Genomic DNA, 16,659 nt, shown 5'->3' with positions numbered 1-16,659 from the left:
TTCCCCTCAGGAGGCGCTCGGGTCGTCTCGGTCACTCAGTCAATCGGTCACTCAGTGCTCGACCCCAGGACGGACCTATCGGCCGGGTGCACCGGATCGCTCACACTATCCGCCCAGTTCAGCGTCGAACGACGACGGTGACAAATTCCACGTCCCTACAACCGGGCAATCCGTCCTATTTCCTGGAACTCGTCTGCGCGTGGACACTTGCGCTTGGGAAGCGCTTTACCCGCGGAAGACGTGCGGGACCGTGCGAGACCGCGCGGGAACGCGCGGGACCGCGTGCGACCGTGTGTGACCGCAGGGGAACGTGTGCGACCGTGTGTGACCGCAGGGGAACGTGTGCGACCGCACGGGAACGCGGTCGGGTCTCAGACGCAGCCGTCCTCGGCGGCCGTGTTCCCGCGGAAGACGGGCGGGGACGGGCTCGGCGAACGGGACGCGCCGTCGCCGGGCGGCTCCGCGGAGCCCGGCGCGGAGGAGCCGCCCCGCGAGACCCGCACCGGTGCGTCCGCCCGCAGCAGGCCGAAGAGCCGCTCCGCCTCGGGCTCCACCAGCTGGTCGCGGTTGGCGTTGTAGACGTACGACTCCCGGGGAACGGTGAGGAACCGCACCTTGTCCGTGGGAATGTCGCGCAGGCCGCGCACGAGCCGGTACAGGCCGCGCAGGCTCGCCAGCTCCGGGTCGGTGGTGAGGGCGGACGTCGCGGCGTCCAGCACGGGATACAGCTTCGCCGGGTTCAGCAGGACGTCGTCGCTGCGCACCTTGTTGACGAGCGCTCCGAGGAACCGCTGCTGCCGGTCCATGCGGTCGGTGTCGCTGCCGTTGCCGAGCGACTTGCGGGCGCGCACGTACCCGAGGGCCTGCTCGCCGTCCAGGGTCACCCGGCCCGCGGGCAGCCGCAGCTTGGCGGCCTTGTCGCGGACGGGCTCCTTCAGGCACACCTCGACCCCGTCCACGGCGTCGACCATCTCCTTGAACCCGCTGAAGTCGACGACCATGTGATGGTCGATCCGGATCCCGGTCAGCTTCTCCACCGTGCGGACCGTGCACGCCGAGCCGCCCGTCTGGAAGGCGTAGTTGAACATCGCGAACATCGGTTCGGTCCGGCTCCCGTCCGCGCGCCGGCAGGCCGGCACGTCCACCATCAGGTCGCGGGGCAGGGAGACGGCGGTGGCGCCGCGCCGCCCGGCGGCCAGATGCAGCAGGATCGTCGTGTCCGACCGCTCGGTGCCCGAGTCCCGCCCGTACGCGCGGTTGCCGGAACCCGAACGTGTGTCCGACCCGATCAGCAGGATGTTCCGGGCGTCCTTCACCAGCGCCGTCGGCCGCTCCGCCGCGTACCGCGCCAGCTCCGCCGCGGCGGCCTCGTCGGGCGTGATGTTCCCCTCGAGCTTGGCGTACACCGCCCACCCCGCCACCCCGGCCCCCACCACGAGCACGGCGGCCGCCCCCGCCCCGTACCGCACCCACCGCCGCCGGCGCCGCCGCACGGACCCCGCCCCCCGAGCGGAGGCCCCCACCCCCGGCCCGAGGGGCCCGGCTGCGCCTGCGTCCCTGCTCACGCCGCCTTCCACCCCCTGCCCGCGGTACGGACACACCGCCCGTCCTGCCAACGTCTCGTGGTGCTCCTACGACGATGGCGCGGCCGGGGTGGGGACGCGGGCCGGGGTGGGCCGAACGGGTGCCCTGCGGTGAGACGCCCGCGGCGACCGGTCCTGGGCCGGCCGTCCCCGGACGGGGGGTGCTGGGCGGGTGCTCACCGGCCGGGCGGGGGCCGGGCCGGCCGTCCCCGGGACGACCGCCACGGGCCCGCCGCCCCCGGCCCGCCGGTCCTCCAGGGCTCCGCCGGCGCCCCTACCGTGCCGTGGCCGACACCCGTTCGCTCTCGATCCGCCGGGCCACCGTCTCCTCGGTCGCCTGGTCCAGGTGCCGGCAGAGGACGACGGAGCCGCCGCTGGCCAGGGGGGCGTACAGACCGGCGCTGAGGCCCTCCCAGGTGTCGTAGGGAAGGGCGGACAGCAGGCGGGAGCCGGGGCCCGTCAGGCCGAGGCCCGCCGCGTCCGCGCGGGCGCGCTCCACGATCTCCGCGCCCGTGTACTCCGCGCCCGCCACGATCAGCGCGGGCTCCTCCGGGTCGACCGGCGCGTACGGGACGAAGCGGTCGCCGTGGCTCGGGACGTCCACCGCGTAGTCGGCGTATCCCTCCGGCGGCGCCGGCACGAAGCGCCGGCCGAGGGGCGCGAGGGAGAGCGCGTACCGCTCACCCCGGCAGGCCAGCCCCGCCTCGAACATGCCGGGCCCGGCGACGACATGGTCCGCGCGCGCGGGATCCCCGGCCACGTCCGCCACGGCCCCGACGGACGAACACGCCAGCAGCCACACCGCCGTCTGCCAGTGCGCGGGCAGCAACAGCGCGACGCGGTCGCCCGGTTCGGCGGACAGGCCGTCCTGGAGGAGGTTCGCGGTCTTGGCCACCCAATTGGCGAAGGTGGCCACGGACAATTCGACCCGCTCGCCGGTGGCGTCGTCGTAGAAGGTCACCAGCGGGCGTGCGGGATCCGCGGCGAGCGCGGAACGCAGCAGGTCGGCAGGGGTGCGATCGGTGGCGTTCACCCGCGCAAGCGTACGCGCCGCCCGCGCCGGACACCCGCCGCCGGGCCACCGGTTCGGCGCAACGAAGGAGACGGACCGTCAGGTTCTCGATGTGCGGACGCGCTGGGGCGGTGCCCAGGATCAGTGCCATGCGTGGATTGCTTGCTACCTCGATCGGCGTCACCTGCGCGGCGGCTCTCGCCCTCCCGCTGACGCCGCCCGCCATCGCGGCGACGGCGCCACCCGCGCCGGCCGCGGAGTCGGCGACCGCCGCGGCCCGGGCCATGAGCCCCGCCGCCCCGCTCCCCGGCAGCACCCGGTCGCTGCCCCTGACCCCCCTCGCCCGTGACCGCGCCTCCGGCGCGCAGCAGGGCCTGCCCCGCAGGGACGTGGCCCCCTTCTCCCTCCTGGGCGTCGTCTGGGACGACCCGGACGCGGAACTGCACGGCCGGGTCCAGGCCCGTACCCGCGCCACCGGCACCGGCACCTGGTCCGGCTGGCAGGACCTGGAGACCCACAACGCCGACCACAGCGCCGACCCGGAGACGGCCGAGCGCGCCTCCGGCCGCGTCCGCGGCGCCACCGCACCCCTGTGGGTGGGCGCCTCCGACGGCGTGGAGGTCCGCGTCACCCCCACGGCCGAGGTCCGTGACGAGGACACCGCCCGAGGTCCGCGTACGGCGAGCTCGGCCGCCCCGCTCCCCTCGGGCCTGCGCCTGGAACTGGTCGACCCCGGCCGGCCCGACCCCGCGGCGGCCGCCCCCGGCCACGCGCCCGTCGGCCCGCCCCGCAGCCACTCCCTGACCGCCCCCCTCCCCGTCGACGCGCCGGACACGGCGGCCACGACGACCACCGCGGCCACGACGACCACCGCAGCCACGACGGCCACCGCGGCGAACGCCGCCTCCGCGGCCAACCTGGACCTCGCCCCCCTCGGCGCCACCGTGATCCCCCCTCTCGACCGCGCCGGCACCGAACGCGAGCTCCTCACCCTGCGCGGCGCCGACCTGACGGGCAGCCAGAGGGCCAAGCCGTACATCGGCCCCCGTCCGGGCATCGTCACGCGCCGCGGCTGGGGCGCCGACGAGAGCCTGCGGGAGAGCGGCTTCCGCTACACGACGAAGGTCAAGGCGGCCTTCGTGCACCACACCGCGTCGGGCAACAACTACACCTGCTCCCAGGCGCCCTCCGTCATCCGCGGTATCTACCGCTACCACGTCAAGAGCATGGGCTGGCGGGACATCGGCTACAACTTCCTCGTCGACAAGTGCGGAACCATCTACGAGGGCCGCGCCGGGGGAGTGACCAAGGCGGTCCTGGGGGCCCACACCCTCGGTTTCAACAGCAACAGCATGGGCATCGCGGTGATCGGTACGTTCTCCTCCACCAAGCCGGCCGCCTCCGCGGTGACGTCCGTCGCACGTCTGACGGCGTGGAAGTTGGGTCTGTTCGGGGCCAATCCAGTCGGAAAGACATATCTGAAGTCCGGCGGTGGCAATCTCTACGCAAAAGGTAAGAACGTACGACTGAACGTGATCTCCGGTCACCGGGACGGCTTCGCCACGGAATGCCCAGGAAAGCAGCTCTACGGCAAGCTCGGCTCGGCCCGCTCGACAGCCGCCCGCTACCAGGGCCGTTGACGCGGGCCCGGGCGCCCGGGGCCTGGGGAGGCCCCGGCGACCCCGGAGGACGCGGAGTCACGTCCAGCGGGGGGCACATTCCACCAGCCGTCGGGGGGACAGCGCATGGGACACCGCATGCCACACCGCACGGCCATCGAAGTTGCCACGCAACGGTCTGCATACACTGGCCGGCCGAAAGACAGTTCGGCCGGTCCCGGCAGGAAGCAGAGACGAAGGTGACAGAAGCGATCCTCCTGGTCGGCGGCAAGGGCACCCGGCTGCGCCCGCTCACGGTGCACACGCCCAAGCCGATGGTCCGGGCGGCCGGCGTGCCGTTCCTGACGCACCAGCTGGCACGGGCCAGAGCGGCGGGCGTGGACCACATCGTCCTCGCCACCAGCTATCTGGCGGAGGTCTTCGAACCGCACTTCGGCGACGGTTCGGCGCTCGGCCTCCACATCGAGTACGTCACGGAGGACGAGCCCCTCGGCACCGGCGGCGCGATCCGCAACGTCGCCTCCCGCCTGCACTCGGGCCCCGACGACCCCGTCCTCGTCTTCAACGGCGACATCCTCACCGGCCTCGACATCCGCCGGCTGGTCGCCACCCACGAAGCCACGTCCGCGGACGTCTCCCTCCACCTCACCAAGGTGACGGACCCCCGCGCCTACGGCCTGGTCCCCACCGACGGGACGGGCAGGGTGCTGGCCTTCCTGGAGAAGCCCCAGACCCCCGAGGAGATCGTCACCGACCAGATCAACGCGGGCGCGTACGTGTTCCGCCGCTCGGTCATCGACACGATCCCGCAGGGCCGCCCGGTCTCCGTCGAGCGGGAGACCTTCCCCGACCTGCTGTCGGCGGGAGCGCACCTCCAGGGCATGGTCGACTCCACGTACTGGCTGGACCTCGGCACCCCGGCCGCCTTCGTGCGGGGCTCCGCGGACCTCGTCCTCGGCCGGGCCCCCTCCCCGGCGGTCCCCGGCCGCTGCGGCGACCGCCTGATCCTGCCGACGGCCACGGTCGCCCCCGACGCGAAGCTGACGGGCGGCACGGTGGTCGGCGAGGGCGCGTTCGTCGCCGAGGGCGCGCGCGTCTTCGGCTCCACGATCCTGCCCGGCGCGGTCATCGAACCGGGGGCGGTCATCACCGACTCCCTCATCGGCACCCGCGCCCGGGTCGGCGAACGCTCCGTCCTCACCGGCACGGTCATCGGCGACGGCGCGGTCGTCGGCCCCGACAACGAACTCCGCGAGGGCGCCCGCATCTGGTGCGACGCACGCATCCCGGCGGGCGCGGTGCGCTTCTCGTCGGACCAGTAGGCGGATCGTTCATCCGGGGCGGTTCTCCCAGCCGACCGGGCTCTCCCAGCCGACCGGTTCCTCCCAGCCGGCCGGGCTGTCCCAGCCCGTCCGGCGTTTGAGGACGAGGCCCGTCCAGGGCCGAACGGGGGTCCGGGGGCGGAGCCCCCCGGGACGGGACGGGAAGGGGCGGCGGGGGCGAAACACCCTCGACGCCCACCCCGTACCGCAGCCACCGCCCCCGTACCGAAGCCACCGGCCACTGGCACCCCCGTACCGAAGCCACTGGCCACTGGCACCCCCGTACCGAAGCCACCGGCCACTGGCACCCCCGTACCGAAGCCACCGGCCACTGGCAGCCCCGTACCGAAGCCACCGGCCACTGGCACCCCCGTACCGCAGCCACCGCCACTGGCACCCCCGGACCGCAGTCACCGCCCCCCCCGGCACCTCCCCCTCCCGCACCCCACCCCTCACCACCGCCCGATGTCCCCCACCGGCATCCGCGGCCCCCGCCGGGGCGGCACCCGCCCGCTCAGCAGGATCAGCCGAGCCGCCCGGTGCCGCTGCCCCGCGTACGGCTCCAGCAGCTCCAGCATCACCGAGTCGTCGGCCGACCGGTCCCCGGCCAGCGCCCACCCCACGATCCCCGGCAGATGCAGATCCCCCACGGTCACCTCGTCCGGCGCGCCGTGACTGCGCTGCACCGTCTCCGCCGACGTCCACGGCCCGATCCCCGGTACGGCCTCCAGCCGGGCCCGCGCGGCCGCCGGCTCCATGCCGACGGTCTCCTCCAGCCGCCCCGCGACCCGCACCGCCCGCAGGATCGTCGACGCCCGCTTGTCGTCGACCCCGGCGCGGTGCCACTCCCACGACGGGATCAGCGCCCAGGCCCGGGGCGCCGGCATCACCCACAGCCGTCCGCCCGCCGGTCCCGGCGCCGGTTCCCCGAACGCGGGCACCAGCAGCCGCCACGCCCGGTACGCCTCGACGGCCGTGACCTTCTGCTCCAGGACCGACGGGATCAACGACTCCAGCACCAGCCCGGTCCGCGTCAGCCGCAGCCCCGGCCGCCGGTGCCGCGCCGTCGCCACCACCCGGTGCCGGGGCACGAAGGCGGCGGGATCGTCCGAGGCCCCGAGCAGCTCGGGAAGCCGCTCCAGCAGCCACTCCGCGCCGGGCCCCCAGGCCTCGCCGCGCACCGCACCGCCCCCGGGCGCCGCGACGACGCGCAGGGTTCCCGGCCCGGAGGGCGTCCGGCTGGCCCGCCACACCGACCCGTCGGGCATCGCCCGGAACGTCGGATCGCCGGGCCCGCGCCGGAGCGGCCCCAGCACCAGGCCGAGGTCGAGCGGCCCCTCGGGCACCCAGGTCCGCACCCGCCCCGCCCCGGAACCCGTCTGCCGCGGCACACCCGCGGGCACGACGACATGCCCCCCGCGCACGGTCGTACGGGTGGGCCGGGGAGCGAAGCGTCCTGACACGGGTGACGTCCTGGGGGGGGGCAGCGGCGAAGGAGCGGAAACGACCCTACGAGGGTAGGCGCACCCGGCGGCGAGCACGCGTGTCAGCAGTGTCACCGCACCGCGACGACGTGCCCCGCGCCCCTCTCCACCGCGCCCCGGTCATCGCCCCCGCCCTCTCACCGCACCTCGACGAACGCCCCCGCGTCCCGCTCCGCCCGGGCCTTCGGCTCCTCCGCCGGATGGCCGACCGCGACCGCGCCCATCGGATCCCACTCCCGCGGCAGCTCCAGCACCTCCCGCACCACGTCCCGGCAGAACATGGTCGACGACACCCACGCCGAGCCCAGCCGCTCCCCGGCCAGCGCGACCAGGAAGTTCTGTACGCCGGCCCCGGCGGCGACCACGAACATCTCGCGCTCGGCCGCGTCCCGCCGGGCGTCCCCGTACGTGTGCGCTCCGTCCGTCACCAGGCAGGGGACCACCAGGTACGGCGCGTTCCGCAGGACGTCCCCGCGGCGCACCCGCCGGGCGACGGACTCCTCGCTCCTGCCGTCCCGCCGCAGATCCGCGATCCAGGCGTCCCGCATCGCGTCCAGCAGCCGGACCCGCGCCCCCTCCGACTCCAGCAGCACGAACCGCCACGGTGTGGTGTGGTGCGGCGCCGGCGCGGTGACCGCCGCGGCGACGGCCCGCCGTACCGCACCGGGGTCCACGGGCTCGTCCGTGAAGGAGCGCACCGTCCGCCGCTGGGTGACGGCCAGCCGGACCGCCTCGGACGTACCGAGCCGGAACATGTCGTCGCGCGCGCCGCGCACCATGGCCCGCGCGCCGTCCCCGTCGCCGCCGGCCACCACGTGCGGCAGCCCGCGCACGACGGCGACCGGCAGCCCGGCCGCCTTGCCCTTGACCAGGTCGCCGGCGGCGGCCAGTTCGTCGGCGGTCGCCACGACGGTGGCGCCGAGCGGATTGCCGTACGCGTCCGTGCCGCCGCGCAGGTCGTCCAGGACGCGGACGCCGGCGGCGCCGATCGCCACGTCCGTGAGCCCCGCGCGCCAGGGGCGTCCGAAGGTGTCGGTGACGACGACCCCGACGTCGACGCCGAGGGCGGCGCGCAGCCCGTCGCGGATCGCACGCGCGGAGCCGTCCGGGTCCTCCGGCAGCAGCAGCACCGTCCCGGCGGGCGTGTTGGAGGCGTCCACGCCGGCGGCCGCCATCACCAGGCCCAGCCGGTTCTCGACGATCCGCAGGGTTCCGCGCCGGGCGACGACCCGGACGGTCTCGGCGTCGATCGCGGCCTCCCGGTCGTCGGCCCGGACGACGCGGCCCTCGGCCTTGGACACGATCTTCGAGGTGACCAGCAGCACGTCCCCGTCGGCGAGCCCCGGCTCGGCGGCGGCGATCAGCTTGGCGAGGTCGTCGCCGGCCCGCACCTCGGGCAGACCCGGCACGGCCCAGACCCGGTAGCCGTTCCCCTCCGCGCCGCTCACGCCCCCCGCACCTCCTCCGCCAGCGCCAGCGCCTCGCGGGCCATCTGCGCGGCGGCGTCCACGTCGGTCATCATCAGCGGTACGGCCCGGCAGCGGATCCCGGCGGCCTCGACCCGCTCCACCGTGCCCGCGTCGACGGTGTCCACGAGCCAGCCGTCCAGGAGCCCCGAGCCGTAGTGCTCGGCGACCGCCGCTGCCGTGGACTCCACGCCGACCGCCGCGAGCACCTTGTCGGCCATGCCGCGCACGGGCGCGTCCCCGACGATGGGGGACAGGCCGACCACCGGCACCCCGGCGTCGGCGATCGCCTCCCGGATGCCGGGCACGGCGAGGATGGTGCCGACGGAGACGACCGGGTTCGACGGCGGGAACAGGACGACGTCCGCCTGCGCGATAGCCTCCAGGACGCCCGGCGCCGGCTTCGACTGCTCGGCGCCGACCGGCACGATCGCCTCGGCCGGCACCGACGCCCGCAGCCGGACCCAGTACTCCTGGAAGTGGACCGCCTTGCGCTCGCCGTCGACCCGGACCGCGACGTGCGTCTCGACCCGGTCGTCCGTCATGGGGATCAGCCGCACGCCGGGCTTCCACCGGTCGCACAGCGCCTCGGTCACCGCGCTCAGCGGGTATCCGGCGCCGATCATCTGCGTCCGCACGATGTGGGTGGCGAAGTCCCGGTCGCCCAGCCCGAACCACTCGGGCCCGACGCCGTACGCCGCGAGCTCCTCCTTCAGGTGGAAGGTCTCCTCGGCCCGCCCCCAGCCCTGCTCCTCGTTGATGCCGCCGCCCAGCGTGTACATCACCGTGTCGAGGTCGGGGCAGACCTTCAGCCCGAAGAGGTGGATGTCGTCCCCGGTGTTGCCGATGACCGTGACGTCGGCGTCCGGCACGGCCCGCTTCAGACCACGCAGGAACCGGGCACCGCCGATGCCGCCTGCCAGAACCACAATGCGCATGGAAACAGTGTGTCAGCCGGCCCGCCGGCCCGTTGAGGGGCGGGGCGGGATGGCGGCCGGCACGGCGTACGGGCGGGTGCGTGGTCGCGCGGGTGCGCCGGTACGCCCGCGCATCGGGCGCCCGCGTGCCGGGCGGGCCCGTGCCGGGCGGGCCCGTGCCGGGCGGGCCCGTGCCGGGCCGGACTGGGCCGGGCGGGTCCGTGCGGGGCGGGTCCGTGCCGGACGAGCCCGTGTCAGAAGGGCCTGTGCCAGGACGGCCCGTGCCAGGACGGCCCGCGTCAGGCGGTCACGGCATGCGCCCCGGCGCGCCCCCCGGCGCGTCCGTCGCAGTGCGGGGCGGTGTGCATGGGCATCTCGGTCAGGCCCGGGAAGTAGACGTGCAGGCTGACCGCGGGCTCCAGCGCGTCGTTGACGACCTCGTGCACGTAGCCCGGGGCGAACACCCGCTGCGCCCCCGCCGCCAGCACCCGCTCGCCGCGGCCGGTGCGCTCGGTCAGCGTGCCGTTCAGGACGGTGAGCACCCCGGAGGAGCGGCCGTGGTCGTGCCGCCCGCTGCCCTGGCCGGGCACCCAGGACAGCAGCCACACCTCGTAGCCGGGGCCGGTGCTCAGCCGGTGGTACCAGCGGGCGGTCGCGTCGTAGCGGACGAGGTGCTCCCACCGGGAGCGGTCGGCGGCGAGGGAGCGGGCGAGGCCGACGAACTCGGCGACGGTGGACGGGTGCTCGCGCGGAGCCTGGAGGAGGTGCGGGACCTCGAGGATGTCGCCGGCGATCTGGAGGTCGCTGTCGCTGTTCATGGGTGCGGTGGTTCCTCGGCGGGAGACGAGACGAGCGGGGTGTCGCGTACCGTCCGCCCGGGTCACGGGCGGGAGGGATGCCCGGGTCCGGGCACGGGACCGGGCGGCCGGGCCTCGGTGGGCCCGGTGTCAGCCGGAGCGCGTTGGGCTCAACAGCTGGAACAGCAACAGCTACAGCGAGCGCGGGCAGCACCGTGGGACCCGGCGGTGCGGGTCGAGGTGAGTGCCAAGTTCGCGAGCATGCCCACTAGGACACCGGTTTACACCTGCGGTGTCAACTCGAGGATCGGCATGTGGGACCGGTTCATCTCTTCCGGTTCATCTGTGAGGCGAAAGGTTTGTGCATGCCCTCACCGGGACACATGGCGTCCAAGCCGGGCGCGTGGGCCTCGCCGGGATCGCGGGATCGACTGTGATCCGGTTCGCTTCCGCGCGCGTGTCGGAACGGGATCGAACCTGTGGGCGTCCTTTCTCGTACGGGTGTGTGCGAGACCTCGGGCCCTCACGGGGGCCTCTCTGCGTGTCGAGGTTTATGCCGATTTGAACACTTACCGCACGGCCTTGGTTCCGCAGAGTGAATAAGGGGCCCAATAGCAGATCCCGGCTTGACTCGCCCGGAGCAGCACACTTGTAATTTCACTCGTGTCGTTCAGCCGTGATGGGTAAACGGCCACGTCACGGGGACGCGAAAGACAGAGCGAGGGGCGCACATGACCGAGCTGGTGCAGCAACTGCTGGTCGACGACGCGGGCGAGGAACTCGGCTGGCAGGAGCGCGCACTGTGCGCCCAGACCGACCCCGAGTCCTTCTTCCCCGAGAAGGGCGGCTCCACCCGGGAGGCCAAGAAGGTCTGTCTCGCCTGCGAGGTCCGCTCCGAGTGCCTGGAATACGCCCTCGCCAACGACGAACGCTTCGGCATCTGGGGCGGCCTCTCCGAACGGGAACGGCGCCGGCTGAAGAAGGCGGCTGTCTGAAGGCTGAAGAAGGCGGCTGTCCGAAAACCGCCCTTCCACGACAGCACGACGTCACGAACGGCCCGTCGCAGGTGGGTTATCCACAGGCGGCGGGCCGTGGTCATGCCCAGCCGATAGTGTGGTCGCTCGTCCGAGACGCCCCGCCGCCCCCACACGGCGCAGGTGTCCACCACAGTCCACCGAACCGGGGCCCGTACCTCGATGTCCGTGCACAGCCATACGGCAGCCCAAGAGGCCGCTGCCACACCTGAGTTCCCGCGTCATGTCGTGACCGCGGTGCTCGTCTCCCACGACGGCGCCCGCTGGCTGCCCGACGCGCTCGCCGGCCTGCTCGGCCAGGAACGCCCCGTCCAGTCCGTCATGGCGGCCGACACCGGCAGCGCGGACGACTCCGCCCAGCTCGTCACCGACGCCCTCGGCGCCGACCGCGTCCTGCACCTCGCCCGGCGCACCGGATTCGGCCAGGCCGTCGAGGAAGCCCACCGCACGGCACCCCACCTCACCCCCGAGGAACTGCCGTACCTCAAGCGCCCCAGCGGCTGGGACCCCGTCACGCGCACCTGGCGCGACGACGCCTACGACCTGCCCGAGCTCCCGCACGGCGAACCCGTCCAGTGGCTGTGGCTGCTGCACGACGACTGCGCCCCCGAACCCGACGCCCTGGCCGAACTGCTGCGCGTCGTGGACAACGAACTGGAGCTCGGCCGCGACGACGTGGCCGTGGTCGGCCCCAAACTCCGCGGCTGGTACGACCGCCGGCAGCTCCTGGAGGTCGGCGTCACCATCGCCCACTCCGGCCGCCGCTGGACCGGCCTGGACCGCCGGGAACAGGACCAGGGCCAGCACGACCACGTCCGCCCCGTGCTGTCCGTGTCCACCGCGGGCATGCTGATCCGCCGCGACGTCTTCGAGGAACTCGGCGGCTTCGACCGGCGCCTGCCCCTCATGCGCGACGACGTCGACCTGTGCTGGCGCGCCCACACCGCCGGCCACCGCGTCCTCGTCGCCCCCGACGCCGTCGTACGGCACGCCGAGGCGGCCTCCCGGGAGCGGCGCGCCGTCGACTGCGCGGGCCGCACCACGGCCTCCCCCCACAAGGTCGACAAGGCCGGCGCCGTCTACACCCTCCTCGTCAACAGCCGTACGGCGCTGCTGCCGTGGATCCTGGTCCGCCTGGTCCTCGGCACGCTCCTGCGCACCGTCGCCTACCTGGTCGGGAAGGTCCCCGGGCAGGCCCTCGACGAGATCCGCGGCCTGCTGGGCACCCTGCTGCGGCCCGAGCGGATCGTCGCCGGCCGGCGCCGGCGCGGCCGACCGCAGGTCGACAAGGACGAGCTGCGCCCCCTGTTCCCGCCGCCCGGCGCGACCGTGCGGGCCACCGTCGAGCAGGCCGCCGGCAACTTCCTCGGCGCCTCCGACGCCGAGACCACCACCGGCGCCGGCCGGCACGGCGGCGCCATCGAGTCCGGACCCGGCGGCGACGACGCCGACTTCCTGGAGATCGAGCAGTTCGCCCGTCTCAAGCGCATCGCCCGCAAGCCCGGCCCGGTGCTCTTCCTGGTGCTGCTGCTCGTCTCCCTGGCCGCCTGCCGCAACCTCCTGGGCAGCGGCGCACTCGCGGGCGGCGCCCTGCTGCCCGCGCCCGCCGACGCCTCCGAGCTCTGGTCGCGCTACCTGGACGCCTGGCACCCGGTCGGCGCCGGCGGCACCCCGTCCGCCCCGCCCTACCTCGCCGTCGTGGCCCTGCTGGCCTCCCTGCTGTTCGGCTCCACCGGACTCGCCGTCACCGTCCTGCTCGTCTGCTCGGTGCCACTGGCCGGCCTCACCGCCTACTTCGCCTCCCGGCCCCTCGTGGAGTCCCGCCTCCTGCGCGCCTGGGCCGCCGTCGGCTACGCCTTCCTGCCCGCCGCCACCGGCGCCCTCGCCGGCGGCCGACTCGGCACCGCCGTCCTGGCCGTCCTGCTGCCGCTCATCGCGCGCGCGGGCGTCGCCGCGAGCGGACTGGCCCACTCCTCCGGGGCACGCGGCAGCTGGCGCGCCACCTGGGCGTACGCACTGCTGCTGACGGTCACCACCGCGTTCACGCCGATCGTGTGGCCCATCGCCCTGGTCCTCGGCCTCGCCGTCCCGGCCGTGCGCCGCACCGACATCACCGCCTACGGACTGCGCTTCCTCGCCCAGCTCGGCACCCCCCTGCTGGTCCTCGCCCCCTGGTCCCTGACGCTGCTGCCGTTCGGCTTCTTCACCGAGGCCGGCCTGGAGTACGGCCCCTCGGCGGCCACCGCGACCGACCTGCTCGGCGCCAGCCCCGGCGGTCCCGGCACGGTCGACGGACTGATGCTCATCGGCGTCGTCCTCGCCGCCCTGGCCGCCCTGCTGCGCTCGGAGCGCCGGTCCGGCGTCCTGGCGGCCTGGGCCGCCGCCCTGGTGGGCCTCGTCTTCGCGGTCCTGTCCAACGGCTCCGCCTGGGCCGGCCCCGCCACCCTCGTCTACGGCATCGCGCTGCTGGCCGCCGCCGTCATCGGCGCCGACGGCGCACGCGCGCGGGTCGCCGAACAGAACTTCGGCTGGCGCCAGCCGGTCGCCGCCCTCATCGCCTTCGCCGCCGCCGCGGGCCCGCTGCTCGTCGCCGCCGGCTGGGTGATCGGCGGCGCCGACGGGCCGCTGGAGCGCCGCGACCCCGTCCAGGTACCCGCGTTCGTGGCCGAGGAGAGCGGCACCCGCGACCAGGCGCGCACCCTCGTCCTCGACAGCGACTCCACCGCCCACGTCGGCTACATGCTGGTCCGCGGCTCCGGCGCCCGCCTCGGCGACGCCGAACTCGCCTCCGCCGACGGGGAGAACGCCACGCTCGACAAGGTCGTCGCCAACCTCGTCGCCGGCTCCGGCGCCGACCAGTCCGACCAGCTCGGCAAGTTCGCCGTGCGCTACGTCCTCGTCCACAAGGGCGCCCCCCGCGAGGTCACCCGCGTCCTCGACGCCACGCCCGGCCTGTCCCGGCTCAGCCAGCAGGACGGCAGCGCCCTGTGGCGGGTGGACCAGGAGGTCTCCCGCGCGGCCGTCGTCACGGCCTCCGGCAAGGGCACCCCGACCGCCGTCGCCGCGGGCCCGGTCGAGATCCACACCACGATCCCCGACGGCTCCGACGGACGCGTCCTGCGCCTGGCCGACGCCGCCGCCGACGGCTGGACGGCCACCCTCGACGGCGAGCCGCTCACCCGCACCACCGTCGACGGCTGGGCCCAGGGCTTCGAACTGCCCGCCTCCGGCGGCCGGCTCGACGTCACCTACGACGACCCGATGACCCACACCCTCTGGCTGTGGGCGCAGGGCTTCCTCGCCCTGGTCCTCGTCGTCCTCGCCCTGCCCGGCCGCCGCCGCGACGTCGACGACGACCTGCCCGAGGAGCAGCTCGTGCCCGCCCAGGCGACCGGGGAGGGCCGCCGCGCCCGCCGGCTCCGCGCCCAGGCCGAGACCGAGGAACCCGCCCAGGACGAGGAGATCCCCCCGCCCGCGCCGGAGGAGACCCCGGTCACGGTGCCGCGGCAGCAGACGCCCGCCGACGCCGCGTGGGACACCCCGAGCCACACGCCCGCCGAGTACGGCGCCCCGGCCGGCGAGCAGCAGTACCAGGACACCCGGCAGCAGTACCCGCCGGGCGCCTACGACCAGCAGTCCTACGACCCCTACCAGGCGGGCCGGTACGACCCGTACGCCTACGACGGCCAGGCGCAGACGGCGTACGACCCGAGCTACCAGCAGGGCTACGACCCGGCGTCGTACGGCCAGGGCGGCTACGACCCCGCCTACGACCCGGCGCAGCACCCCCACGGCACCGGCAGCGAGCGCCCCGACGGGAGCCAGCAGTGAACCGCACCACCCTGTCCCTGATCGCCGGCACGGCCGCGCTCGCCGCCGTCACCGGCCTGGCCACGCTCACCGAGCCGGCCGCCCCCGCCGCGGACACCGCCAAGGCGGCCGCCGTGCTGCCCGTGGAGCGCACCAGCCTGCTGTGCCCGCAGCCCAGCAGCTCCGACCTCGCGGAGACGACGTACACGTCCTTCACGCCGGTCACCGAGGGCACGGACAGCGACGGCACGGCCGAACTCGCGGCCGCCACCACCGAATCCGCCGCCGACGACAGCGCGACGGACGACGACAGCGCCGCGGACGACGAGGACAAGGACGACGCGGAGAAGAGCGCGGCCGAGCCGGTCCTCACCCCCAAGGCCCCCGGCACGCCCGTCACCGCCGAGGTCTCCGGCGGCGACTCGCCCGCGCTCATGGGCACCGCCGAGGGGAAGTACGCGCCGGGGTGGACGGTCCAGGAGACCACGCAGGTCTCCGCCGGCACCGGCCGCGGCCTGCTCGGCGTCACCTGCACCGCACCCGACACCGAGTTCTGGTTCCCGGGCGTCAGCACGGCCGCCGACCGCACGGACTACGTGTACCTCACCAACCCGGACGACTCCGCCGCCGTCGCCGACATCGAGCTCTACGGCCCGGACGGCGCCGTGACGACCACGGTGGGGGAGGGGCTGACGATCCCGGCCCGGTCCAGCGAGCCGATCCTGCTGTCCACGCTCACCGACGAGAAGCAGGACGACCTCACCCTCCACGTCAACGTCCGCAGCGGCCGCGTCGGGGCCGCCGTACAGGCCCTGGACGACAAGCTCGGCGGTGACTGGCTGGCCGCGTCCACCGACCCGGCGGGCAGCCTGGTCGTGCCCGGCATCCCCAAGGACGCCTCGGCCGTCCGCCTGGTCGCCTTCGTACCGGGCGACGCCGACGCCGACCTGAAGGTCCAACTGGCCTCGGGCTCCGGCCTGATCACCCCCGCCGGACACGAGACGCTGCGCATCAAGGGGGGCATGACGACCGCCGTCGACCTCGGCGACATCACGCGCGGCGAGCCCGGCTCGCTGGTCCTGACGCCCACCGGCGGATCGGTGCCGGTCGTCGCGGCCGTCCGGGTCGTCCGCGGCGAGGGCGAGAAGCAGGAGTCGGCGTTCATCCCGGCCGCCGCAGCCGTCGGCACGCGCGCGTCCGCCGTCGACAACACCGCCAAGGGCACCACGCTCTCCCTGACCGCACCCGAGGGAACCGCCAAGGTGAAGGTCACCGCCTCCGCCGGCACCGGCGGCGGAACGGCGGCCTCCAAGACGTACACGGTCAAGTCCGGCACCACCCAGGACGTGGAGATCCCCGTCCCGGCCGGCCTGAAGGGCACCTTCGCCCTGACCGTGGAACCCCTCACCGACACCCCCGTCCACGCCGCCCGCACCCTGGCCGAGTCGGTGGACGGACTGCCGGGCTTCACGGTCCAGACCCTCCCCGACGACCGGGGGACGGTGGCGGTACCGGAGGCGGACGAGGACCTGACGGTGCTCCAGAAGTGAGGAGCGGGCGGCGCTTCCGGGGGTGACGGCGCCTCAGGCACGGACCGCGGCCGCGGCGACGGGCG

At 74.8% G+C, this 16,659-nt stretch carries 11 protein-coding genes; 5 read left to right on the top strand and 6 right to left on the bottom strand.

From position 1 onward, the window contains the following. Positions 1-371 precede the first annotated feature (371 nt). Complete coding sequence (locus ACZ3KJ_RS16245; protein ID WP_467528052.1) at positions 372-1,523, bottom strand: LCP family protein; 1,152 nt, start codon at positions 1,521-1,523, stop codon at positions 372-374. 334 nt (positions 1,524-1,857) lie between these two features. Next, positions 1,858-2,616 carry a TIGR03089 family protein gene (locus tag ACZ3KJ_RS16240; RefSeq protein WP_467527482.1) on the bottom strand — a complete coding sequence of 253 codons (759 nt, stop codon included), beginning with the start codon at positions 2,614-2,616 and terminating at the stop codon, positions 1,858-1,860. Between the two features lie 128 nt (positions 2,617-2,744). Here ACZ3KJ_RS16240 and ACZ3KJ_RS16235 point away from each other — a divergent pair, with 128 nt between their 5' ends. After that, complete coding sequence (locus ACZ3KJ_RS16235) at positions 2,745-4,235, top strand: peptidoglycan recognition protein family protein (protein WP_467527481.1); 1,491 nt, start codon at positions 2,745-2,747, stop codon at positions 4,233-4,235. Between the two features lie 218 nt (positions 4,236-4,453). Next, positions 4,454-5,536, top strand: coding sequence for a mannose-1-phosphate guanylyltransferase (manB, locus tag ACZ3KJ_RS16230; RefSeq protein WP_467527479.1), 1,083 nt, complete (start codon positions 4,454-4,456; stop codon positions 5,534-5,536). A 452-nt stretch (positions 5,537-5,988) separates the two neighbouring features. Here the strand turns inward: manB and ACZ3KJ_RS16225 are convergent, their stop codons facing one another. The 4 genes from ACZ3KJ_RS16225 to ACZ3KJ_RS16210 all read right to left on the bottom strand — a co-directional run bounded on the left by ACZ3KJ_RS16225 (position 5,989) and on the right by ACZ3KJ_RS16210 (position 10,221). Further along, positions 5,989-6,999, bottom strand: a complete 1,011-nt coding sequence (locus tag ACZ3KJ_RS16225; RefSeq protein ID WP_467527477.1) for a DNA-3-methyladenine glycosylase family protein — start codon at positions 6,997-6,999, stop codon at positions 5,989-5,991. 158 nt (positions 7,000-7,157) lie between these two features. Continuing rightward, on the bottom strand, positions 7,158-8,468 hold the full coding sequence (locus ACZ3KJ_RS16220; RefSeq protein WP_467527476.1) for a coenzyme F420-0:L-glutamate ligase: 1,311 nt from the start codon (positions 8,466-8,468) through the stop codon (positions 7,158-7,160). Then, on the bottom strand, positions 8,465-9,424 hold the full coding sequence (cofD, locus tag ACZ3KJ_RS16215; RefSeq protein ID WP_467527475.1) for a 2-phospho-L-lactate transferase: 960 nt from the start codon (positions 9,422-9,424) through the stop codon (positions 8,465-8,467). Before cofD ends, ACZ3KJ_RS16220 begins: the two co-directional genes overlap by 4 nt. 278 nt (positions 9,425-9,702) lie before the next feature. After that, positions 9,703-10,221: a cysteine dioxygenase gene (locus ACZ3KJ_RS16210; RefSeq protein ID WP_467527473.1), complete on the bottom strand. Its 519-nt coding sequence runs from the start codon at positions 10,219-10,221 to the stop codon at positions 9,703-9,705. Positions 10,222-10,931: 710 nt separating this feature from the next. Between ACZ3KJ_RS16210 and ACZ3KJ_RS16205 the strand changes: the two genes are divergently transcribed. The 3 genes from ACZ3KJ_RS16205 (at position 10,932) to ACZ3KJ_RS16195 (ending at position 16,594) form a co-directional block, all read left to right on the top strand. Then, positions 10,932-11,195 carry a WhiB family transcriptional regulator gene (locus tag ACZ3KJ_RS16205; protein ID WP_030792866.1) on the top strand — a complete coding sequence of 88 codons (264 nt, stop codon included), beginning with the start codon at positions 10,932-10,934 and terminating at the stop codon, positions 11,193-11,195. A gap of 201 nt (positions 11,196-11,396) precedes the next feature. Further along, positions 11,397-15,065, top strand: a complete 3,669-nt coding sequence (locus ACZ3KJ_RS16200) for a glycosyltransferase family 2 protein (protein ID WP_467527471.1) — start codon at positions 11,397-11,399, stop codon at positions 15,063-15,065. Then, complete coding sequence (locus ACZ3KJ_RS16195) at positions 15,062-16,594, top strand: DUF5719 family protein (protein ID WP_467527470.1); 1,533 nt, start codon at positions 15,062-15,064, stop codon at positions 16,592-16,594. Before ACZ3KJ_RS16200 ends, ACZ3KJ_RS16195 begins: the two co-directional genes overlap by 4 nt. Positions 16,595-16,659 lie beyond the last annotated feature (65 nt).

The sequence above is a fragment of the Streptomyces sp. NPDC003248 genome (assembly GCF_055563235.1).
The sequence above is the reverse complement of the archived record's forward strand: the minus strand, read 5'-3'. Positions and strand labels throughout refer to the sequence as shown.